General features: G+C 63.8%; 22 protein-coding genes and 1 tRNA gene. 15 read left to right on the forward strand and 8 right to left on the reverse strand.

Translation table 11 applies throughout. The features are described 5' to 3' along the window. Window positions 1-74: 74 nt before the first annotated feature. Window positions 75-159, reverse strand: a tRNA-Leu gene (locus tag J2X19_RS04150). Window positions 160-200: 41 nt separating this feature from the next. On the opposite strand from J2X19_RS04150, the gene cysM reads away from it, so the two are divergent. From cysM to J2X19_RS04165, 3 genes are all read left to right on the forward strand, one after another. Next, window positions 201-1,103 carry a cysteine synthase CysM gene (gene cysM, locus J2X19_RS04155; RefSeq protein ID WP_310370902.1) on the forward strand — a complete coding sequence of 301 codons (903 nt, stop codon included), beginning with the start codon at window positions 201-203 and terminating at the stop codon, window positions 1,101-1,103. A 97-nt stretch (window positions 1,104-1,200) separates the two neighbouring features. After that, entirely contained in the window at window positions 1,201-1,722 is a 522-nt protein-coding gene (locus J2X19_RS04160; RefSeq protein WP_310370904.1) for an NUDIX domain-containing protein, read from the forward strand. A gap of 40 nt (window positions 1,723-1,762) precedes the next feature. Beyond that, the gene (locus J2X19_RS04165; protein WP_116604637.1) at window positions 1,763-1,990 is read left to right on the forward strand and encodes a sulfurtransferase TusA family protein; all 228 of its coding nucleotides are present in this window, start codon (window positions 1,763-1,765) and stop codon (window positions 1,988-1,990) included. A 12-nt stretch (window positions 1,991-2,002) separates the two neighbouring features. On the opposite strand, the gene J2X19_RS04170 is transcribed toward J2X19_RS04165, so the two are convergent. Further along, window positions 2,003-3,187, reverse strand: a complete 1,185-nt coding sequence (locus J2X19_RS04170; RefSeq protein WP_310370907.1) for a glycerophosphodiester phosphodiesterase — start codon at window positions 3,185-3,187, stop codon at window positions 2,003-2,005. Between the two features lie 77 nt (window positions 3,188-3,264). After that, on the reverse strand, window positions 3,265-6,132 hold the full coding sequence (locus tag J2X19_RS04175) for a valine--tRNA ligase (RefSeq protein WP_310370909.1): 2,868 nt from the start codon (window positions 6,130-6,132) through the stop codon (window positions 3,265-3,267). 193 nt (window positions 6,133-6,325) lie between these two features. Here J2X19_RS04175 and J2X19_RS04180 point away from each other — a divergent pair, with 193 nt between their 5' ends. Next, on the forward strand, window positions 6,326-7,102 hold the full coding sequence (locus J2X19_RS04180) for an SDR family NAD(P)-dependent oxidoreductase (protein WP_310370911.1): 777 nt from the start codon (window positions 6,326-6,328) through the stop codon (window positions 7,100-7,102). Window positions 7,103-7,118: 16 nt separating this feature from the next. On the opposite strand, the gene J2X19_RS04185 is transcribed toward J2X19_RS04180, so the two are convergent. After that, entirely contained in the window at window positions 7,119-8,495 is a 1,377-nt protein-coding gene (locus tag J2X19_RS04185) for an esterase-like activity of phytase family protein (RefSeq protein ID WP_310370913.1), read from the reverse strand. 132 nt (window positions 8,496-8,627) lie between these two features. Here J2X19_RS04185 and J2X19_RS04190 point away from each other — a divergent pair, with 132 nt between their 5' ends. From J2X19_RS04190 to J2X19_RS04210, 5 genes are all read left to right on the forward strand, one after another. After that, window positions 8,628-9,605: a sensor domain-containing diguanylate cyclase gene (locus J2X19_RS04190; protein ID WP_116604633.1), complete on the forward strand. Its 978-nt coding sequence runs from the start codon at window positions 8,628-8,630 to the stop codon at window positions 9,603-9,605. 374 nt (window positions 9,606-9,979) lie between these two features. Continuing rightward, on the forward strand, window positions 9,980-10,762 hold the full coding sequence (yaaA, locus tag J2X19_RS04195) for a peroxide stress protein YaaA (protein ID WP_310370917.1): 783 nt from the start codon (window positions 9,980-9,982) through the stop codon (window positions 10,760-10,762). Further along, window positions 10,755-11,648: a 2OG-Fe(II) oxygenase gene (locus J2X19_RS04200; RefSeq protein WP_310370919.1), complete on the forward strand. Its 894-nt coding sequence runs from the start codon at window positions 10,755-10,757 to the stop codon at window positions 11,646-11,648. Before yaaA ends, J2X19_RS04200 begins: the two co-directional genes overlap by 8 nt. 62 nt (window positions 11,649-11,710) lie before the next feature. Then, a complete protein-coding gene (gene queF / locus J2X19_RS04205) occupies window positions 11,711-12,568 on the forward strand; it encodes an NADPH-dependent 7-cyano-7-deazaguanine reductase QueF (protein WP_116604630.1) in 858 nt (285 codons plus the stop codon). 277 nt (window positions 12,569-12,845) lie between these two features. Then, window positions 12,846-13,796: a pentapeptide repeat-containing protein gene (locus J2X19_RS04210; RefSeq protein WP_310370921.1), complete on the forward strand. Its 951-nt coding sequence runs from the start codon at window positions 12,846-12,848 to the stop codon at window positions 13,794-13,796. Between the two features lie 380 nt (window positions 13,797-14,176). On the opposite strand, the gene J2X19_RS04215 is transcribed toward J2X19_RS04210, so the two are convergent. The 4 genes from J2X19_RS04215 to J2X19_RS04230 form a co-directional block, all read right to left on the reverse strand. Then, window positions 14,177-14,524 carry a GFA family protein gene (locus tag J2X19_RS04215; RefSeq protein WP_310370923.1) on the reverse strand — a complete coding sequence of 116 codons (348 nt, stop codon included), beginning with the start codon at window positions 14,522-14,524 and terminating at the stop codon, window positions 14,177-14,179. Window positions 14,525-14,549: 25 nt separating this feature from the next. Then, window positions 14,550-14,963: a VOC family protein gene (locus J2X19_RS04220; protein WP_310370925.1), complete on the reverse strand. Its 414-nt coding sequence runs from the start codon at window positions 14,961-14,963 to the stop codon at window positions 14,550-14,552. Window positions 14,964-15,132: 169 nt separating this feature from the next. After that, a complete protein-coding gene (locus J2X19_RS04225; RefSeq protein WP_310370927.1) occupies window positions 15,133-15,888 on the reverse strand; it encodes an SDR family NAD(P)-dependent oxidoreductase in 756 nt (251 codons plus the stop codon). Window positions 15,889-15,913: 25 nt separating this feature from the next. Next, entirely contained in the window at window positions 15,914-17,332 is a 1,419-nt protein-coding gene (locus tag J2X19_RS04230; RefSeq protein WP_310370929.1) for a mannitol dehydrogenase family protein, read from the reverse strand. Window positions 17,333-17,464: 132 nt separating this feature from the next. On the opposite strand from J2X19_RS04230, the gene J2X19_RS04235 reads away from it, so the two are divergent. The 6 genes from J2X19_RS04235 (at window position 17,465) to J2X19_RS04260 (ending at window position 22,163) form a co-directional block, all read left to right on the forward strand. Next, window positions 17,465-18,217, forward strand: coding sequence for a FadR/GntR family transcriptional regulator (locus J2X19_RS04235; RefSeq protein WP_310370931.1), 753 nt, complete (start codon window positions 17,465-17,467; stop codon window positions 18,215-18,217). A gap of 31 nt (window positions 18,218-18,248) precedes the next feature. Next, window positions 18,249-19,097 carry a substrate-binding periplasmic protein gene (locus tag J2X19_RS04240; protein WP_310370933.1) on the forward strand — a complete coding sequence of 283 codons (849 nt, stop codon included), beginning with the start codon at window positions 18,249-18,251 and terminating at the stop codon, window positions 19,095-19,097. An 83-nt stretch (window positions 19,098-19,180) separates the two neighbouring features. Beyond that, window positions 19,181-20,029 carry a transporter substrate-binding domain-containing protein gene (locus J2X19_RS04245; protein ID WP_310370935.1) on the forward strand — a complete coding sequence of 283 codons (849 nt, stop codon included), beginning with the start codon at window positions 19,181-19,183 and terminating at the stop codon, window positions 20,027-20,029. Between the two features lie 27 nt (window positions 20,030-20,056). Beyond that, entirely contained in the window at window positions 20,057-20,722 is a 666-nt protein-coding gene (locus J2X19_RS04250; RefSeq protein ID WP_116604620.1) for an amino acid ABC transporter permease, read from the forward strand. Beyond that, a complete protein-coding gene (locus J2X19_RS04255; protein ID WP_116604619.1) occupies window positions 20,719-21,378 on the forward strand; it encodes an amino acid ABC transporter permease in 660 nt (219 codons plus the stop codon). Before J2X19_RS04250 ends, J2X19_RS04255 begins: the two co-directional genes overlap by 4 nt. Continuing rightward, window positions 21,375-22,163 carry an amino acid ABC transporter ATP-binding protein gene (locus J2X19_RS04260; RefSeq protein ID WP_310370939.1) on the forward strand — a complete coding sequence of 263 codons (789 nt, stop codon included), beginning with the start codon at window positions 21,375-21,377 and terminating at the stop codon, window positions 22,161-22,163. The genes J2X19_RS04255 and J2X19_RS04260 overlap by 4 nt, the downstream gene beginning before the upstream one ends. The last annotated feature ends 7 nt before the right edge of the window (window positions 22,164-22,170 follow it).

Genomic DNA, 22,170 nt, shown 5'->3' on the forward strand with positions numbered 1-22,170 from the left:
ACGTTTGGATAACAAAGTGCAGCCCGCCAATGAAAAAACCCCTTGATCCAAAAGAATCAAGGGGTTTCAGGATGTGGTGCCCGGGGCCGGAATCGAACCGGCACGCCTTGCGGCGGGGGATTTTGAGTCCCCTGCGTCTACCAATTTCACCACCCGGGCATGTGCAGAAGCAAGACCGATATTATGGCACAGTGTGGGGTATGAAATATCCAACGATTGAAGATGTCATCGGAAAAACGCCGATGGTGGCGCTGCAGCGCATCGGTGCAGCCGACAACGCCCAGCGCAGCAATGTGGTGCTGGCCAAGCTGGAGGGCAACAACCCTGCCGGGTCGGTGAAAGACCGGCCCGCCTTGTCGATGATCCAGCGCGCGCAGGAGCGTGGCGACATCCGGCCCGGCGACACCTTGATCGAAGCCACCTCGGGCAATACCGGCATCGCGCTGGCCATGGCCGCGGCCGTCAAGGGCTACCGCATGGTGTTGATCATGCCGGAGGACTTGTCTATCGAACGCGCCCAGACCATGAAGGCCTTTGGCGCCGAGCTGATCCTAACGCCCAAGAGCGGCGGCATGGAATACGCGCGTGACTTGGCCGAGCAGATGCAGCGCGAAGGCAAGGGCCGGGTGCTCGACCAGTTCGCCAACCCCGACAACCCTCGCATCCATTACGAGACCACCGGCCCCGAGATCTGGGCCGACACCAAGGGCCGGGTCACGCATTTCGTTAGCGCCATGGGCACGACCGGCACCATCACCGGCGTGTCGCGCTTCCTGAAAGAAAAGAACCCCGCCATCCGCATCATCGGCGCCCAGCCCAGCGAAGGCTCGCGCATCCCCGGCATTCGCAAATGGCCGGAGGCCTATCTGCCGAAGATTTACGACCCTACGAATGTGGACGAGCTGGTCTACGTCAGCCAGGACGATGCCGAAGAAATGTGCCGCCGCATGGCGCGCGAAGAGGGCATTTTTGCCGGCATCTCTGCCGCCGGCGCCTGCTGGGTGGCGCAGCAGATTGCCCAGCGCGAAAGCAATGCCACCGTGGTGTTTGTCGTCTGCGACCGGGGCGACCGGTACCTGTCCACGGGCGTGTTTCCGGCCTGAGTCGGTAGCCGGAAATTGATGAAGAATAGGCCGCTGGCGCTTATTTCGTCTGCGCTGGCTGCTATGTTTTCTATAGTTTTGATGGGTAACCCAAGCCATGGCCACTGAGTTCAAATTCTGTCCGCAGTGCGCCACCGCGCTGGTCTGGATCAGCCAGGAAGAAGACGGCGGCCCCAAGCAGCGCCTGCGTTGCCCGGCCTGCGACTTCACCCACTGGAACAACCCCACGCCGGTGCTGGCCGCCATCGTCGAATACGGTGGGCAGATTCTGCTGGCGCGCAACGCGGCCTGGACCTCTGAGATCTACGCGCTGATCACCGGTTTCATGGAGGCCGGCGAAACGCCCGAGGAAGGCATTGCCCGCGAGATTCTGGAAGAAACCAACCTCAGGGCTTCAAAGCTGGAGTTGATCGGCGTGTACGACTTCCAGCGCATGAACCAGCTGCTGATCGTCTACCACGCGGTCGCGCATGGCGAGGTGCGTTTGTCGCCCGAGCTGGTGGACTACCGGCTGTACAACTTCGAAGATGTGAAATGCTGGCCCGCCGGCACCGGCTACGGGCTGGCGGAGTTTTTGAGGCGGCGCGGCTATGAGCCGCAGTTCCGCGATCTGGCCTAGCGCGCACTAAAATCAGCCTCTACCCAAGGACCACCGCCCCATGCAGACAGACAAAGAAATCGACACGCGCGGCCTGAACTGCCCGCTGCCCATCCTCAAGGCCAAGAAGGCGCTGACCGATATGCAAAGCGGCCAGTTGCTCAAGGTGGTGTCTACCGATGCGGGTTCGGTGCGTGACTTCCAGGCCTTTGCCAAGCAGACCGGCAACGAGCTGGTGGAGCAGGAGACGGCGGGCAAGGACTTCATCCACGTCCTGCGCCGCCGGTAAAAACGCCGGGTCTTATTTGACCAGTGCGTTGCGGGCCGCCAGCGCGGTGTCCGTGAAGTCGGTGAACACGCCGTCCACCCCCGCTTTGTAGAACGCCGTGTACTCGTTCTTGCCGTCCTTCTGGTAGTCGCTGGCCAGGCGGCGCGACTCGTTGCGGAAGGTGAAGGGGTGCACAAACAAGCCGGCCTTGTGTGCGTCGGCCACCAGGCTGGTCGGGGCCATGGAGCTGGCATCGGCATCGTTGATCTTGCCGTCGCCATTCACGTCCACCGGCTTGCCATCGGCGCCCATCGTGCCCTTGATGCTGATGATGAAGCGCTTCCAGGGGCCGATGCCGTCGGCATAGGTCTTGATCTGCGCCAGGCCGGCCGGCGTCACCATGGCGTCAAAGTTGCGCTTGTCGCCCACCAGGGTCCAGTCATACGGCCGGTCGCTGGGCAGCTTGAAGGTGACCTTGCCCGTGGCCAGATCCACGCTGTCGCCGTCGATCAGCTGCACCAAGCGGGTCTGCAAGCCCTTGTTTTTCATGTACTGCAAGCTGCCGGGTTCGAAGGACTGCACGTAGATCGGTGCGGTCTTGCTGTCCCAGCCGGCGGCGCGGATGTGGGCGATGACCTTGTCTTCCATCGGCAAGCCCAGCGCGGCGAAGTAGCTGGGGTTCTTGGTTTCGGGGTAGATGGCGATGGTCCGGCCGGTTTCCGTGGACTTGGCTTTGGCCAGGTCGATCACCTGCTGGAAGGTGGGGATGCGGAACTTGCCGTTGAACTGCTGCGGGCGTTCTGCGTCGGTGGAGATGGCGCCCAGGGTCTGGATTTCGGCCAGCGTGAAGTCTTCGCTGAACCAGCCGGTTTGCGTCTCGCCGTCGACCTGGGTGGTCTTCTTGCGGGCTGCGAATTCGGGGTGTTGCGCCACATCGGTGCTGATCGCCAGGTTCGGGTCGTGGCGGGTGATGAGCTGGCCGTCCTTGGTCACCACAATGTCCATCTCGATCACGTCGGCGCCCAGCTCGATGGCGCGGCTGTAGGCTTCCAGGGTTTCTTCAGGCAGGTAGCCCGAAGCACCACGGTGGGCCACCACCAGCGGCAGCTGGCCGTTCAAGGTGGGAAACGCGCCGTACTGGCTGGGAACGGAAGCACAGGCTGCCAAGCCAGCGGCAATGGCAGAGCACAAGAGGGAACGGGCCAGGATAGGGCGCATGCAAAACTCCATGGTAAAGCCGCCCATGCTAGCCAGCGATTGTGACGCCGGTGCGTCACCGCAGGCCCGTGCGGTTTTTAGCCCAGACGCACCAACTGCTCTTTCAAGCGTTCCAGCGTCGCCGTGAAGTCGGTGATGCGGCCGCGCTCCAGCGCGATCACGGCCGGCGGCGCCTTGGCCACAAAGGCTTCGTTGCTCAGCTTGTTGTGGGCCTTGGCGATTTCGCCTTCCAGGCGCGCGGCTTCCTTGCCCAGGCGGGCTTTTTCGGCGGCCACGTCGATCTCCATGTGCAGGCACAGGCGGGCATCACCGGCCACTACCGTGGGTGCGGCCTGCGCGGCGGCTTGCCAGGCGGCTTCGTCGTCGAACAGCTTGACTTCGCTGAGCTTGGCCAGCGACTGCAGCACCGGCGCCACCTCTTGCATGAAGGCGGCGTCGCCCACGCAGTACAACGGCATGCGGGTGGCGGGTGACACATTCATCTCGCCGCGCAGATTGCGGCAAGCGTCGACCAGGCCCTTGAGCTTGGTCACATGGGCGATGGCAGCCGGGTCGATCTTGGCCGGCTGGCATTGCGGGTAGGGCGCAATGCTCACCGAGTCACCGGGAATGCCGGCCACTGGCGCGACCTTTTGCCACAGCTCTTCGGTGATGAACGGGGTGATCGGGTGGGCCAGGCGCAGGATGGCTTCCAGCGTGCGGATCAGGGTGCGGCGGGTGGCGCGTTTTTGCGCATCGTCGCCGATGTTGATCTGCACCTTGGCGATTTCCAGGTACCAGTCACAGAACTCGTTCCAGGTGAAGTCGTAGATGGCGTTGGCCACGTTGTCCAGGCGGTAGTCGGCAAAGCCCTTGGCGACTTCGGCCTCGGCTTGCTGCAGCTTGGAGCTGATCCAGCGGTCGGCCTGGCTGAAGTCCAGGTAGCCGCCGGGGCCGCATTCCTCGGGGGTGTGGTCGCGTACGCCGCAGTCCTGGCCTTCGCACTGCATCAGCACGAAGCGGGTGGCGTTCCACAGCTTGTTGCAGAAGTTGCGGTAGCCCTCGCAACGCTTGCTGTCGAAGTTGATGCTGCGGCCCAGGCTGGCCAGGGAGGCAAAGGTGAAGCGCAATGCGTCGGCGCCAAAGGCGGGGATGCCCTCGGGGAACTCCTTCTCGGTGTTCTTGCGCACCGCGGGCGCGGTCTCGGGCTTGCGCAGGCCGGTGGTGCGCTTGTCCAGCAAGGGCGCCAGGGCGATGCCGTCGATCAGGTCCACCGGGTCCAGCACATTGCCTTCGGACTTGCTCATCTTCTTGCCCTGCGCGTCGCGCACCAGGCCGTGGATGTAGACGTGCTTGAACGGCACCTGGCCGGTGAAGTGCGTGGTCATCATGATCATCCTGGCCACCCAGAAGAAGATGATGTCGTAGCCCGTGACCAGCACCGAGGAGGGCAGGTACAGGTCGTAGTCCTGCGTCTTCTCGGGCCAGCCCATGGTGCTGAAGGGCACCAGCGCCGACGAGTACCAGGTGTCCAGCACGTCTTCGTCGCGCTTGAGCGTTTTGCCCGGCGCCTGGGCTTGGGCTTCGGCTTCGTTGCGGGCTACGTAGACCTTGCCGTCTTCGTCGTACCAGGCCGGGATCTGGTGGCCCCACCACAGTTGGCGGCTGATGCACCAGTCCTGGATGTTGTTCATCCATTGGTTGTAGGTGTTGACCCAGTTCTCGGGCACGAACTGCACCTGGCCGCTGCTGACGGCCTCGATGGCTTTTTGCGCGATGCTCTTGCCGGTCGGGTCCTGGTCGCTGACCTTGGTCATGGCGACGAACCACTGGTCGGTCAGCATGGGCTCGATGACCTGGCCGGTGCGGGCGCAGCGCGGTACCTGCAGCTTGTGCTTCTTGGTTTCGACCAGCAGGCCGAGCTCGGTCAGGTCGGCGACGACCTTCTTGCGCGCCACGAAGCGGTCCAGGCCCTGGTAGGCCGCGGGGGCGTTCTCGTTGATCTTGGCGTCCAGGGTCAACACGCAGATCATCGGCAGCTTGTGGCGCTGGCCGACCTGGTAATCGTTCTGGTCGTGGGCGGGCGTGACCTTCACCACGCCGGTGCCGAAGGCCTTGTCGACATAGTCGTCGGCAATCACCGGGATCTCGCGGTCGCACAGCGGCAGCTTGACCATCTTGCCGATCAGGTGGGTGTAGCGTTCGTCTTCAGGGTGGACCATCACGGCCACGTCGCCCAGCATGGTTTCGGGGCGCGTCGTGGCTACCGTCAGCGAGCCCGAGCCATCGGCCAGCGGGTAGGCGATGTGCCACAGGAAGCCGTCTTCCTCTTCGCTTTCGACTTCCAGGTCGGACACCGCGCTTTGCAGGATCGGGTCCCAGTTCACCAGGCGTTTGCCGCGGTAGATCAGGCCTTGCTGGTACAGCTGCACAAAGGTTTCGGTCACCGTCTTGGACAGCTTCGGGTCCATGGTGAAGTACTCGCGGCTCCAGTCCACGCTGTCGCCCATGCGGCGCATCTGGCCGGTGATGATGTTGCCGGACTTCTCTTTCCATTCCCACACCTTGGCGGTGAAGGCTTCGCGACCCAGGTCGTGGCGGCTGATCTTTTGCTCTTGCAGCTGGCGCTCGACCACGATCTGGGTGGCGATGCCCGCGTGGTCGGTACCCGGAATCCAGGCGGTGTTATGGCCGGCCATGCGGTGGTAGCGGGTCAGGCTGTCCATGATGGTCTGGTTGAAGGCATGGCCCATGTGCAGCGTGCCAGTCACATTCGGTGGCGGCAGCTGGATGGCGAACGACTCCGCGCCGGCCTGCGCCTGGCCCGTGCCCCGGTGCCCGGCGACACCGTAGCCGCGCCGTTCCCATTCCGGGCCCCAGTGCGCTTCCAGCGCGGCAGGTTCGAAGGATTTGGACAGGGATTGCAAGCCGGGCTGGGCGGGAGCAGTGGAAGCGGTGTCGGTCATGGTCTAGCAGGTTCTTTCAGGGAGGGCGCGATTTTACCGGGCGGGTACAGAGATATGGATTTGCTACGTTTTTGGTAGCTGCTGGCGCAGGTGTTATCTGCGCGAGAGCCCTGTTTTTCATATAAATACCCGGGGCCTGCGGGGGCTTAGGTGCTGGGTTAGGCTGGCAGCCACTTTTCAACGGAGTACATCCATGGACCTCGGTTTGGGCGGTAAAAACGTATTGATCACCGGCGGCAGCAAGGGCATAGGCCTGGCCTGCGCCCAGTTGTTTCTGGCCGAGGGCGCGCGCGTGGCGCTGGTCTCGCGCTCGCAGGCGAACCTGGATGCGGCCCGTGTGGCTCTCGGCGATGTCTATACCGTGGCTGCCGACCTGACGGATGCCGCCGCCGCTGCGGCCATGGTGGCCGAGGTGGAGGCGCAGTTCGGCCCCATCGACATCCTGGTCAACAGCGCCGGCGCCGCGCGCCGCACCAATGCCGAGGACCTGAGCCCCACGGCCTGGCATGCGGCGATGGACGCCAAGTACTTCAGCTATATCCATGTGATCGACCCGGTGGTCAAGTTGATGGCCGCGCGCGGCCGGGGCGCCATCGTCAACATCATCGGCAACGGCGGCAAGATTCCCTCGCCCACGCACCTGGCCGGTGGCGCTGCCAATGCAGCGCTGATGCTGGCTACCGCCGGCCTGGCCCACACCTATGCCGGGCGCGGCGTGCGCGTAGTAGGTCTGAACCCGGGGCTGACGAATACCGAACGCGTGGCCGAAGGCCTGGTGGCCGAGGCCCAGCGCGCCGGCACCACGGTCGACGCGGCCAAGGTGCAGGCCATCAAGAAGTTGGCCCAGGGCCGATTGGCCGAGCCCGGCGAGATTGCCGACATCGTGGTGTTTGCCGCCTCCGAGCGCGGCCGCTACCTGACCGGCGCCAACATCACGGTGGACGGCGCTTCTACGCCCACCGTGGTCTAGCCGCCGCTTGCTTGGCTTACTTGGCGTCGACCAGCGCCGAGATGTCCAGCAGGGTTAGCTCGTTGTCGTCCGGCTTGCCGATCTCGCGGCCGGAGGAGAACGGGAAGTTGTTGTCGTTGACCAGCACGATGTGGGTCGCGTCCACCACGGTCAGGCCTTCGGGGCCCAGGTGCGGCAGCACGAAGTTGGCTTCGTTCGGGCCGCGCTTGGCCAGCATTTTCGGGTTGCTGATCTTGGTCAGGTCGATGAAGGCCACCTTCTTCACAAAGCCGTCGGCATCCAGCTGGCTGAAGTCGATCTTGTAGACGCGCTTGAACTTGGCCGGGCGGGTGAAGCAGTCGACCCGCGGCTCGTTCGGGCAGCCCGGGTCGGCGCCTTCGGACGCGTCATCGCGTTCGATCACCAGGCCGGTGTTGGCGTCCAGCATCTGGAAGTCAGATGCCACATTGCCGGCTTCTTCAAACTGGTACTTCCACTGGCGTTCGCTGTAGCGCTGGGTGGCGGCGTCGAGTTCCAGAATGCGGGTGAAGGGCTTGCCGTTGCGGCTTTCTTGCGCCTTGGCCTGGGCATCCCACAGCGGCCATTCGAACATCGGGTACAGGGTTTTGCCGTCGATGGACTTGGCCATGGGCTCGAAGCCGCCCGAGCGGCGCACTTCAAAGCCGGAGTCGCCAGGGTAGTTGGGCAGGCGGCCGTTCAGGTAGTGGTCGGGGCCGCGGTAGGCCTTGCCGGCGACCACGGTTTCCACCACGCCCAGCACCTTGCCCTGGTGGTTGACGCGCAGCACATAGGGGCCGAATTCGTCGCCAATCCACCATTCGTCGCCCACCACCTGGATGGATTCGGGGTCGAAGTCGGAACCCGTGAGGTAGCGGCTGGTGGTGTTTTCGTTTTCGATAAAGAACGGCACCTTACGGTCCGGGTCGCGCAAGAAGGTGGTGTGCTGGCGCGTGACCTTGCCGCTGGCCCAGTCGGCCTTCACGTGGTGCACCATCAGCAGCGCATCTTGCGAGTTGATCTTGCTGCCGAAGCCGTTGTCGGTCAGCGCCAGAAACCGGTCTTTGCCCAGCGACACGATGCCCGAGAAGCCTTGCACCGACTGGCCCTTGATCGGCAGGCTGCCGCCCGAGTTGCGCGGGTACTTGGGGTCGCCCACAAAGCTCACGCCGGCCACGCTGCCCAGGGCATCGCTGCGCTGGCGGTTGTTGTTGGTGAACTTGCCGGCGGTGACAAACAACGGGCCGGCCTCTTTGGGCGCGGCCACCGTGGTGCTGGAGGGCAGGGCGGCATGGCCGGCCAGCACGGCGCTGACTTCGGTTTGGGCCTGTGCGGCACCGGCGGCCAGGGCGAACACGGCAGCGCGTGCCACGGTGGTAAATGCAAAACGGAACATGGAAGCTGCTTTAAAAGTGGATGCAGCGCCGCAGCGTAAACACCGCCTATGAAATCCCTGTGACAGCGCTTGGATGCGGTCCTAGAATCATTCTGGAGCCCTCCCATCGACAGCTATGTGCAAGGACCGTCCATGATCAAGCCTGCGTTTCCTCTCGACGAAGCTTTTCGCCTGAATACCTTGCGTGCGCTCAACCTGTTGGACACGCCGCCCGAGGAGCGTTTCGACCGCCTGACCCGCATGGCGCGGCGCATGTTTGGCGTGACCACCGCGCTGGTCAGCCTGGTGGACGAGAACCGCCAGTGGTTCAAATCCAAGCAGGGCCTGAGCGATACCGAAACCCCGCGCGACATCTCGTTCTGCGGCCATGCGATCCTGGCGGATACCCCGCTGGTGATCCCCGACGCGCTGGCTGATCCGCGCTTTTTTGACAACCCCTTGGTCACCGGCCCGCCCCATGTGCGTTTTTATGCGGGTTGTCCGCTGCATGCCACCAACGGCAGCAAGTTGGGCACGCTGTGCATCTTCGACCCCGAGCCGCGCGCGTTTGGCGCCGAAGACATCCAGCTGCTGAGCGACCTGGCCGCCATCGTCGAACAAGAAATCTCCACCTACCAGATGGCCACCGTGGACGAGCTGACCCGGCTGTACAACCGGCGTGGCTTTCTGAACCAGGCGCAGCCCGCCCTGGACCTGGCCCGGGATAAAAAGGCGCCGTGCTCGCTGGTGTTTTTTGACCTGGACAAGTTCAAGGCCATCAACGACCGGTTTGGCCATGCCGAGGGCGACAAGGCCTTGCTGGCGTTTGCCGACCAGATGCGGCGCAGCTTCCGCGATGCCGACATCCTGGCCCGGCTGGGCGGCGATGAATTTGTGGCGCTGCTGCTGGATTGTCCCGACGGCCTGGCCCAGACCATCGTTGACCGCCTGCGCACCGCGCTGGACCGGCGCAACCAGTTCACCGGCAGCGGCTACCCCATCGTCTGCAGCTTTGGCATCATCCATATTGCGCTGGACGCCAGCGCCCCCATAGAGGCCCTGCTGTCCCGTGCCGATGTGCTGATGTACGAGAACAAGCGTAACCGCAAAGCGGCAGAATTTGTGCATTGAACCCCGCTGCGGCTACGGCGCGGCATAGTCCTTTGGATTTACCGGGCGACTGGGGTGCACGCGCCCCGTCGTTTTAGAACGTGTTCAAGGTCTTTTTGGGGCCACGCAGGTATCTTTTCGGGATGCGCTGCTAGGCGCAAAACCAGCCAAGGCTTGTGCCTTGGCTGGTTTTGTAACGACGCAGAGCGCCCGAAAAGCTGCCTGCCCTTCGGGTTGGGGTGAAATCGGGCGATTTGTCTGCCGTAGCCCTTGCATGGGCAGTGAGCCCATGCTGCGGTCTCCGACAACCAATTCATCCCGATTGCACCCCAACGTGGCCCCAAAAAGACCTTGAACACGTTCTAAGATAATCGGGATCAAAGGATGCCCTACCCATGTTGTTTTTGTTGTCGCCAGCCAAGGCATTGGACTTTGAGACGCCCGCCACGGGCCAACCGCACACCCAGCCCTTATTCACCAAGCAGTCGGCCGAATTGATTGAACTGCTGCGCACCCAGTCGCCGCAGCAGATTTCCGCGCTGATGCACCTGAGCGACGCACTGGCCGGCCTGAACGTGGCGCGTTACCAGGCCTGGAGTCCTAAGTTCACCGCCAAAAACTCCAAGCAGGCGGTGCTGGCCTTCAACGGCGATGTGTATGGCGGCCTGGAAGCCAGCACGCTGCCGGCCGAGGCCCTGGCCTGGACGCAGGAGCATGTGTGCATCCTCAGTGGCCTGTACGGCGTGCTGCGCCCGCTCGACTGGATGCAGCCCTACCGGCTGGAGATGGGCACGCGCCTGGCCAATCCGCATGGCGCCAATCTGTACAAGTTCTGGGGCACGCAGATTGCCGACTACCTGAACCAGCGGCTGCAGGCCGATGCCTCGCCGGTGGTGGTGAACCTGGCCTCGCAGGAATACTTCAAGGCGGTCGACCGCAAAGCCCTGAAGGCCCGGGTGGTTGAATGCGTGTTCGAAGAGCAGCGCAACGGCCAGTACAAGATCATCAGCTTCATGGCCAAGCGGGCGCGTGGCCTGATGGCCCGGTTCGCGGCCACCCACCGCCTGACCCTGCCGCAGCAGCTGCAGGGCTTCAACCTCGAAGGCTATGCGTTCGACGCCGCCGTCTCGCAGCCGGACCGGCTGGTGTTCCGCCGCACAGGAGTTGCCCATGGCTAAGCCCGCAAAATCCGCCAAATCCCAGAAGCCGGCCGCAACCACGCAGACCGTCACCCCCGCGCTGCGCCAGTGGATCATCGACCAGGCCGAAGCCGGTTTTGCGCCGGACGTGGTGCTCAAATCTATGCAGGCCTCGGGCTGGACCGAAGACGTGGCCATCGAGGCCATGGAAACCACGCTGGCCGCGCACCTGCAGGCCACGCAGGAGCGCAAGCTGCTGCCCACCGCCGTGCCGGTGCCTCGGCCCGCGCTGGACGACGCACCCCTGTTGCTGGACGCCGGCGACCGCATGGTCCAGGTGCTGTCGGTGATGCGGCGGCCGCACCTGGTGGTGTTCGGCAACCTGCTGAGCGCCGAGGAATGCGCTGAGCTGGTGGCCCTGGCCGAGCCGCGCCTGAGCCGCTCGCTCACGGTAGAAACCAAGAGCGGCGGCGAAGAAGTGCATGTGGACCGCACCAGCGACGGCATGTTCTTCACCCGCGGCGAAAACCCGCTGGTGCAGCGCATCGAAGCCCGCATCGCCCGCCTGCTGGACTGGCCGCTGCAGAACGGCGAGGGCCTGCAGGTGCTGCGCTACCAGCCCGGCGCGCAGTACAAGCCGCACTACGACTACTTCGACCCGCAGGAGCCGGGCACGCCGACCATCCTGAAGCGCGGCGGCCAGCGCGTCGCCACCCTGATCATGTACCTGGGCGAGCCCGAAAAAGGCGGCGCCACCATCTTCCCCGATGTGCACCTGGAAGTGGCCCCGCAGCGCGGCAACGCCGTGTTCTTCAGCTACGACCGGCCGCACCCCAGTACCCAGAGCCTGCACGGCGGCGCGCCGGTGCTGGCCGGCGAAAAGTGGATCGCCACCAAGTGGCTGCGCGAGCGTGAATTTAATTAGTCAAATAGGCCTCTGGTGCATATATAAACTGCGCTGGTAGCTATCAAATACAGAGCAAACCCATGGCCAGCCCCAACACCCCTGAACAATCGCAGCTCGGCAAGTCGTCGGCCTATATCGACCAGTACGACGCCTCGCTGCTGTTCCCGATTCCGCGCGCCGTCAAGCGCGCCGAGATCGGCCTGGCCGACAAAGCCGCGCCGTTCTTCGGTGCCGACCTGTGGACTGCATTCGAACTCAGCTGGCTGAACCTGCGCGGCAAGCCGCAGGTGGCGCTGGCGCACATCACCGTGCCCTGCGAGACGCCGAACATCGTCGAGAGCAAGTCCTTCAAGCTGTACCTGAACAGCTTCAACAACACCCGCTTTGCCGACGCCGCCATGGTGCAGGCGCGCATCCGCAGCGACATCAGCGAAGCCGCCTGGCGCGGCAGCGATACGCCGTCGACGGTAGGCGTGCGCATCCTGCTACCCGAGATGTTCGACCGCGAGCCTGTGCACGAGCTGGACGGCCTGAGCCTGGACCGTCTGGACATGGACTTCGATACCTACAGCCCCGACCCCAGCCTGCTGAGCGCCGCGCTGGACGAAGCCCCGGTGTCCGAAGTGCTGACCAGCAATCTGCTGAAAAGCAACTGCCTGGTCACCGGCCAGCCCGACTGGGGCAGTGTGCAGATCAGCTACAGCGGCCCGCAGATCGACCAGGCCGGCCTGCTGAAATACCTGGTGAGCTTCCGCAACCACAACGAGTTCCACGAGCAGTGTGTGGAGCGCATCTTCATGGAGCTGTGGACCCGCTGCAAGCCGATCAAGCTCAGCGTCTACGCGCGTTACACCCGGCGCGGCGGACTCGACATCAACCCCTACCGAACCAGCCACCCGGGCGCACTGCCGGGGAATATCCGCACGGCGCGGCAGTAAGGCGGCTCGGGTCGATCCCGCTAGGCGCAACGCGTGATGGTGCTGGCCGGATAGAAGGTTGCTATTTATTCGATAGCTGCTCGCGCAGGGTTTTCATGGGTTGACGGGTGATTTGGCTTGTAGGTTCTTTGGGTTTGTTGACGCCACTCGCATCCTCGGCCGGGTAGTCGCCCCGGCAGGCGACCAACTTCTTTTGCTTCGCCAAAAGAAGTCAGCAAGAAAAGGCGAGTCGAAGTCGTCGCCTGGCTGCGCCGGTAACCTGGGCGTTAGGCCCTCTATGACCACGACCGAGCTTGTCATCTCGCCTGTTGGCACCACTTCCATTCTCAGCGCAGTGCAATCAGATCTCAAAAGCACGGAACCAAAATTGAACCAAAGTACATCGACTCGATCAAATGAAGCGTCAGCGCTTGTTTCGAAACCAAGCATCACGGAGCGACTGGCTACTTGGGCCGAAAAGTCGCCGTCGGTCCGGCTTTGGGTTCGGATCAATCAGTCGATGACCGTGTTGAGTCTGATTGTTGCGTCCATCGCATTCGCCCTTGCGTACTTAAAGTACACCGAAGACAACCATAAAGCCGATGAGGATCGTGTTGCCAAGGCGTGGGATGTCGTCGTACGGATGTCGGGCAGGCAAAGCAATGGCGGCCAAGTCAGCGCAATGGAAAGACTTGTTAGGAGCAACACCTCGCTGGCACGAATAGACCTGCACCAAACCTTCCTTGCTCACGCGAAGTTGGAAAAGGCTGACCTGCAAGCGGCCAACTTGGCAGGATCGGACTTGAGCGGAGCGAACATGCGCCACGCGCGACTTGCGGGTGCGGATCTAAGTGGGGCGAACCTCTCTTATGCAGATCTGAGCGGAGCAGATTTAAGCGGCGTCAACCTCGGTAGTGCCAACCTTGCCTTCGCGACAATAGATGTGAACGCCATCGAGGCGCGCAGCATCGCAATGGCCGATATCACGGGAGCTCGTTTCGTCTATGTCGACGACGACGATTCCACCATCTGGGACACCTATGCTGACACCCTAGGCGAAGGGGATGCCGCCCAGAACGTGCAACACATCATTGACAGTACCTGTTCGGACGCACGTTTTAACGAAAAGCTCGGTCGTGAGGTTCCGTTCGTAATCCATGCCCGACGTTGTCCGCACCCGTTGGACTATGAAAGCCTGAAGCGACAGCGACCTTCGATGCCCGCGACCTCCGCATCGTCTCCTTCATGAGTTACTCGCCTGGGCGGTTGCCCCATTTTTGTGGACACTTGAACCTAACGCAGTTGGAGTGAACTTGCCAAACCCTGCCTACGCGCCCTCGCCTAACGAATCGTTCAACGCGGACGCTAACATTGGCCATCGCTTCGCGATTTTGATGGCCAATGTTGGTGCCCTGTGCGCTTCGCGCTCCGGCGTCGGTTAACTCGGGCGTTGAACGTCCAGCCTCAAAAATGGGAAGTGGCAGCCTTTATGCGGAACCTGCCCCTTGCGGTCGGCACGCTAAACGTCAGCAATCGCTGCGGAGCGGACACCGTGCACTCCGGCTGCAACGCTTCAACTACCTCGGTACGCCGCCGCCCAACATCTGCACACCGCGCCAGCAATCCAGCTCAGACCGCCCGCCCGTCGTAGTGCTGCACCGGGATAGCCGCCAGGTCCAGCCCCTCCAGGCAGCGGATATTGACAGCGGCCATGCGATTGCCTTTGGGGTCGGTGCCTTCACCAAACGGATGGATGCCGCAGCTGGCGCAGAAGTGGTGTTTGATCACATGCTTGTTGAACAGGTAGGTGCTCAGGTTTTCCTCGGGGGTCTGCAGCTGCAGCTGCTCGCGCGGCACGAACCACATCAGCGAACCCTTGCGCACGCAGATCGAGCAATTGCATTCCATGGCGCCTTTGATTTCGCCGTCCACGGTGAAGCGGATCTTGCCGCAGTGGCAGTTGCCGGTGTAGACCATACCGAGTCTCCTGTCGAAGTTGTTGTTAGGGCATGACGATCACCATCCAGGATACCCCGAACTTGTCCGCCACCATGCCGAAGCTGGACGCGTAAAAGGTCTTGCCCAGGGGCATTTGCACCTGGCCGCCCTGGCTCAGCGCGTTGAACAGCTTTTCGGCATGCGTGCCATCTTTGGCGTCCAGCGACAGCGAGAAGCCTTTGAAGCTGGGCGGCTCGGTGCTGTTGCCGTCCGATGCCATCACCACCGCTTCGCCGACGCGCATGCTGGCATGCATGATCTTGTTCTGGAAGCCCGCGGGCAGCATGCCTTCGGGGCAGGGCTCGGGGCTCTCGGCATAGCGCATCTGCATGGTGACCTCGGCGCCCAGCGCCTCGGTGTAGAAAGCCAGGGCCTCTTCGCAGCGGCCGTTGAAGAACAGATAGGGTTGAACTTGCATAAAGTCTCCTGTGGGGCGTGGAAAGCATCCACAGCAGCGATGCTAGAACCGATGCCGGGCAGCGTCTACACCAGGATGTAAGCAGAGGTTCTTGCGGCAGCATGCTACATAAATGGTAGCTTGCTGCGCAGGATCTATATGCGCCAGAGGCCGGTTTTATGCTGAATCTTCAATCAAACTGCAGACCGCCGTTCAGGTCCAGCACCTCGCCGGTGATGAAGCCGCTGAGCGGATGGGCCAGGAACAGCACGCTGTGCGCCAGCTCTTCCAGCTCGCAGAAGCGGCCGACCGGGATCTTCTGCCGCAGCTCGGCCTGGCGCTCGGCACTGACCTGCTCGGTCAGCATCTGGGTTTTGACGAAGGTCGGCGCCAGTGCGTTGCAGGTGACGCCAAACGGCGCGTACTCGCGGGCGAAGCTGAAGGTCAGCGAAATGATGCCGCCCTTGCTGGCCGCATAGGCGGGCAGCGGTGACAGGCCGCCGGTCTTGGCGCCGTACGACGACATGTTGACGATGCGGCCGAAGCCGCGCGCCTTCATGCCGGGCGCCACGCGCTGGCTGACGAAGAACACGCCGTCCAGGTTGATGCGCAGGGTTTTGTGCCAGAGCTCGGGCGTGGTTTGCTCGCAGTTGGCGTACTGCAGAAAGCCGGCGTTGTTGACGCACACATCGATGCGGCCAAAGTGCGCCTCGATCTGGTCGCAGGCGGTCTGCACCTGGGCGTAGTCGCTCACGTCCATGACGAAGCAGGCCAGGCGGTCGCCATGCGCGGCCAGGCTGCTGGCTACCTGCTCGGTGTGCAGGTCGGTGGCGGCCACGCGGTAGCCAGCCTCCAGCAGCGCGCGGACGGTGGCCAGGCCCATGCCGGCGTTGGCGCCGGTTACGAGGGCGACCTGGTCTTGGATAGGGGGTGTGTTGTTCAGCATGGGTGAGACTCGGGTTGGTGGAAATTCAGGATGGGAGGCTGCTGCGCAGCTCGGCCAGTGCGGCGGTCACGCTGCCGGTCTGGATGCGCTGCAGCCAGTGGGTCACGCGGGCGGTCCATTGCGGGTTGCGGGGCAGGTCGGCGCCCCAGACGGAGGGCAGGGCCAACACGGCTTGGACCGTGGCTGCAGCGTCGCCACGGTGCTGCTGCGCCAGCGCCTGCAGCATGGCGCCCATCGGGTCCGAGATCGCATACGGCTGGCCGGCATCGTCTTCGGCCAGCAGGTAGCGCAGCCACACGGCGCTGGCAAAGGCCAGGGGCTCGACCGGCGCGCCGGCGGCGAGACGGGCCTGGATGGTCGGCAGCCAGCGCAGCGGAATCTTCAGCGAGCTGTCGGAGGCGATCTGGTGCACCTTGTGGCGCAGGTCGGGGTTGGCAAAGCGCGCCAGCAGCGCGTCGCGGTAGGCCGGCAAGCCCGGGCGCTGCAGCTGCGGCATCACCACTTCGGTCATCAGGTGGTGGACGAACCAGTGGATGTCCGGCTGGGCCACGCAGTCGGAGACGGTGGGCAGGCCCATCACCGCGCCCATCAGCGCGATGGCCGTGTGGCTGCCATTCAGCATGCGCAGCTTGGCCTCTTCGAAAGGCAGCACCTCCTGCACCACCTGCACGCCGGCAGAGGCCAGCAAGGCGGCGTCTTGTGGGTCGACAAAGTTGTCTTCGATCACCCATTCCCAGAAGCCTTCGGTGCCCAGCGCGCAGGCATCTTCCAGGCCCAGCACCTGGGCGGCGTCGGCGCGGTGTTGCGCGGTGGCGGCTGGCACGATGCGGTCGACCATGCTGTTCGGGAAGCGGCACTGGCGGTCTATCCATTGCGCCAACGCGGGGTCGGTTTTCTCCGCCGCGTCCAGGCATAGCTGGCGCAGCTTGTGGCCGTTGCCGGTGAGGTTGTCGCAGGAGGCGATGGTCAGTCCGCCCAGGCCCGCCGCCTGCCGTGCGGCCAGGCCTTGGACCAGCAGGGTGGCGAGTTCGGGTCCATAGGCTTTTTCGGTGACTGTCAGCGTGATCCAGCGGGTGCTGGGTGCGGCGATGGCGGCTACCACCTGCCCAGGTTCACGCGCGGCCACGCAGGTCTGGCTTAGCGCGCCCACCACCTGCCAGCGGCGCCCCTCGGCATTGGCGATCTGCAGCGCGTACAGGCCGTCTTGCGCGGCCAGTGCATCGGCGAGCTCGGTGCTGCGCATGGCCACGCCCAGCACGCCCCAGCGCGGGTCGCCCTGGCCCAGCAAGGCGTCGAACACGACGGCCTGGTGGGCGCGGTGGAAGGCCCCCAGGCCCAGGTGCACCAAGCCTATCGGCAAGGGGCTGCGCTGGTACTGCGGCAGCTGCAGCGATGGGGGGGATGGGGTCAAGGTAGCAAGAGAGGCTTGGGAAAGTGCGCGCATGGGCTGGTAGGGACAGAGCGAAAAAGGATGTCATTGGACAACTGGACCAACCAATTAGCCCATAGTGGTAAACCATTAAACCAAATTTTGGTTTACCAATTAATATTTGGTCCAACCACTTTGAAGAACACCATGGCACTGCAACTGATCCAACCCAGCGACGATGGCTCGGCCTCCCCAAAGACCGACAAAACCGAGAAACTCGGCTCGGACCGCTCCTACCAGCGCCTGGCAGCGCAAATGCTGCTGCTGATTGCGCAGGGCGAATTCAAGCTGGGCGAGCGCTTGCCGTCCGAGCGCGCGCTGGCCGAGCGCTTTGACGTCAGCCGCACCTCGGTGCGCGAGGCCATGATTGCGCTGGAACTGCAAGGCGTGGTCGAAGTGCGCGGCGGCTCGGGCATTTATGTGACCCAGACCAGCAGCACCAGCGCCGCCCCGGCCTACATGCCCGAGACCGGCCCCGGCCCCTTCGAGCTGCTGCGCGCACGCTGCCTGATCGAGTCGGAAATCGCCTCGGTGGCGGCCGAGACCCGCAAGGACAGCGACCTGGACCGGATCTTCTCGGCCCTGACCGATATGCACGACAACATGGACGACAAAGAGGCCAACGAAGCGGCGGACCAGCTGTTCCACCTGCGCATCGCCGAGTCCACCGGCAACAGCGTGCTGCTGCAGATGGTGACCGCCATGTGGGCCCAGGCCCGCGGCCCGGTCTGGACCAAGATTGAACACCATTTCCACACCCCCGATCTGCGTATGGCCTCCCATGCGGACCACCAGCGCATCTTCAAGGCCTTGCTGGCGCGCGACCCCATCGCCGCCCGGGCGGCGATGCGCGCCCATCTGGAGCGCGTGATCGGCGAATTTGCCCAGGCCTGGCGCTAGGCCTCTCGCGCACAGAACAACAGGAGACAACATGAGATTCAAGCCCTTGCATTCCACGTCCGCCCGCCACTGGCTGGCCGGCCTGTTGCTGGCCGCCGGCAGCTCTGCGCTGCTGGCCCAGGCCCCGCCGGCCCCGGGCGCCAGCCCGCGCATCGATGCGATCCAGAAGGCCGGCGAGCTGCGTGTAGGCGTGCTGCAAAACTCGCCCTGGCTGGTAGAGAACACCACCGGCAATGGCCCGGCCTGGAGCGGCCCGGCCTGGCTGCTGGCCACCGAATACGCGCGCTTGCTGAAGGTCAAGCTGCAGCCCGTCGCCGTGTCGCATGAAACCAAGGTGCCGGTGCTGGCGGCCAACCAGGTCGACATGACGATCAGCCCGCTGGGCGAAACCCCGGAACGCCTGAAGGTGGTGGACTTCGTTGTTTATTCCAGCACCAGCGTCTGCATGTTCGGTCGCGCCGGCAACGAAAAGCTGGCCAAGGTGAACTCGGTGGACGACCTGAATAGCCCCGACATCACCATCGCCTATTTCACCGGCGGCGCCGAAGAAAACTGGGTCAAGGAGCGCTTCCCCAAAGCCAAGCTGCGCGCCGTGGCCAGCTCGGGCGCCACCGCGCCGGTGGAAGAGATCATGGCCAAGCGGGCCGACGCGGCGCCGATCAACCGCGTGCCCTGGGTGAACCTGAACCAGAAGGTCAAGGGCCTGGTGGTCTACCCCAAGGACAACAACTGCCAGGGCAGCCAGGAAAAAGCCTCGCCCGTGGGCCTGGCGGTAGACAAGAACCAGCAGGTGTATCTGGACTGGCTGCGCCAGGTAGAAAAGACGCTGCAGGCCACGCTGACCGCAGACGAAAAGCGCGTCATCGACAACATCAAGTGAGCTGGGTGCGGCCACGCACCCAGTAAGCCGCGGCGCGGGACCGCGATGGTTTCCCGCATCCACACATCTATCGGAGACACAACATGCAGAAACACGCTGTCCGCCTTGGCGCGGCCCAAATCATCGCCGCCGCCGCGGTACTGGCTGCCGCTTCCAGCGCCGCCCTGGCCCAGACCCCACCGGCACCCGGTGCCAGCCCGCGCATCGACGCGATCCGCAAGGCCGGCGTGCTGCGCGTCGGCGTGGTCAACAACCCGCCCTGGCTGGCACAGAACACCACCGGCGAGGGCGAACCCTGGGCCGGCCCATCGTGGCTGCTGGGCAAGGAGTTCGCCAAGCTGCTGGGCGTGAAGATCGAGCCCGTGCCGGTGAGCCATGAAACCAAGGTGCCGGCGCTGATCGCCAACCAGATGGACATCATGATCGGCCCGCTGAACCAGAACGCCGAACGCTCCAAGATCATCGACTTCGTGACCTTCTCCAGCACCGGCGTCTGCATGTTCGGCCGCGCCGACAACCCCAGGTTCACCAATGTGAAGACGCTGGAAGAATTCAACAAGCCCGAGATCACCATGGCCTATTTCTCGGGCGCTGGCGAAGAACCCATGGTGCGCGCCCAGTTCCCGAATGCCAAGCTGCGCGGTGTGACCAATTCCGGCTCTGTCGCGCCCATCGAAGAAGTGCTGGCCGGCCGCTCCGACGTGGCGCCGCTGAACCGCATGCTGTGGCCCAACATCAGCAAGAAGGTCAAGGGCCTGGCGGTGTTCCCCAAGGAAAACAACTGCCAGGACAGCAAGATCTTCGAGATCAAGACCGGCATGGGCGTGAACAAGAACGAGCAGGTCTATCTGGACTGGCTGCGTGAGGTCGAGAAGCGCATGGAGCCTGCTTTGGCCGCCGAAGAAGTTCGCATGACGCAAGCGCTGAAGTAAGCGCCGGCGCAACCTGAGGACTGCCCCATGGACGTCGACTTTTCCCCGCTGATCGACAACTGGCGCTTCTTCGCCAGCGGTTTCGGCGTCACGGTGGCACTCAGCGTCATCAGCGCTATCACCAGCTTGCTGGCGGGCCTGGTGATCGCCTTGCTGCGCCTGTACGGGCCGCGCTGGCTCAGCCGGCTGCTGGTGTTCTATGTGGACACCATGCGCGCCATCCCCATCCTGGTGGTGCTGGTGTGGATCTACTTCGCGTTTCCGATCCTGGCCGGCGTGACCTTTCCGCCGTTCTGGGCGGCGCTGGTGGGGCTGACCCTGCACATTGCCGCTTACGCGTCGGAGATCATCCGTGCGGGCATCGAGTCCATCCGCCCCGGCCAGACCCGGGCCGGACTGGCGCTGGGTATGTCGCGGGCGCAGATTCTGCGCAAGATCATCCTGCCGCAGGCCACGATACGCATGCTGCCGGCCTTCGGCTCGGTGCTGACCATGGCCATCAAGGACACGGCCATCGCCACCGTGATCGCCGTGCCCGAGTTGATGCACCGCGCCGAGACCGTGGCCGGCCAGAGCTACCGGCCGGTGGAGGTGTTCACCGCGGTGATGGTGTTGTACTTCCTGCTGCTGTTCCCGGTGACCCGCGTGGTCGACCGCGCTTACCACAAACTCGCACACCTGGGGCGCTCATGAACTTCGACTGGAACGTCATATGGACACACCGCAGCGCGCTGATGGAAGGCGCTGCGATGACGGTCGGCCTGACGGTCGTGACCATGCTGCTGGCCGTGCCAGGCGGCATTCTGCTGGCGCTGATGCGCCTCTCAAACAACAAGCTGCTGAACCACGTTTCGCTGGCCTTCGTCGAGTTCTTCCGCAACCTGCCGCTGATCCTGGTCATCTACTGGGCCTTCTACGTGATGCCTATGGCGTTTGACGTGCAGTTCTCGGCCCTGACGACGGCGCTGGTGGCCCTGGTGCTGAACATCTCGGCCTACAACGCCGAGACCTTCCGCGCCGGCATCAACTCGATCCGCAAGGGGCAGATGGAAGCCGCGCTGGCCATGGGCATGTCGCGCCGCCAGGCGATGTTCAAGGTGGTGATTCCGCAGGCCGGCCGGCGCATTCTGCCGGTGCTGGCCAGCACCTGGATATCGCTGTTCAAGGACACCTCGCTGGTCTCGGTGATCGCCGTCAGCGAACTCGCCTACACCTCCATGCAGATCCGCGCGCAGACCTTCCGCGTGCTGGAGATGCTGACCGCCATGGCCGCGCTGTACTGGCTGATGGGCTACCCCCAGGCCAAGCTGGTCGATTGGATTCACAAGAAATACGGAGTCAAGGAATGAACACAACGACTGTGCCCCGTGCACTGGCCCGCAAGGGTGCCGACCAGCCGCCCGTGCTGGTGTATGAAAACGTGCGCAAGATGTACGGCGACTTCGTGGCGCTGAACGGCGTTTCGCTGCAGGTCAACAAGGGCGAGGTGATGTGTCTGATCGGCCCCTCGGGCTCGGGCAAGTCCACCTTGCTGCGCTGTACCAATGCGCTGGAGACGCTGAACGGCGGCCGCGTGCTGCTCGACGGCGTGCCGCTGCCGACCAAGGAATCCGAGGTGCGCAAGGTGCGCCAGCGCATGGGCATGGTGTTCCAGAGCTTCGAGCTGTTCCCGCACAAGACGGCGCTGGACAACGTGGCCATGGGCCCGATCACCGTGCTCGGCATGCCGGAGGCCGAGGCCCGCGCCCGCGCCATGAAGCTGCTGGAAAAGGTAGGCCTGGCGTCCAAGGCGCAGAACTACCCGGCCAATCTGTCCGGCGGCCAGCAGCAGCGCGTGGCGATTGCCCGGGCCCTGGCCATGGAGCCGGAGGTCATGCTGTTTGATGAGCCGACCTCGGCACTGGACCCGGAGACCGTGGGCGAGGTGCTGAACGTGATGAAGAAGCTGGCGCAAGAGGGCATGACCATGATCGTCGTCACCCACGAGATGAGCTTCGCCCAGCGCGTGGCCAACTGGGTGGTGGTGTTCGAGAACGGCGCCATCATGGAAGAAGGCCCGCCCGCACAGATCTTCGACAACCCCACCGTGGCGCGCACCCGCGACTTTTTAGGCCACCTTGGCTGGAATGGCTGAGGCCGGT

The organism is Rhodoferax ferrireducens, assembly GCF_031458075.1.
Taxonomy (GTDB): domain Bacteria; phylum Pseudomonadota; class Gammaproteobacteria; order Burkholderiales; family Burkholderiaceae_C; genus Rhodoferax_B; species Rhodoferax_B ferrireducens_A.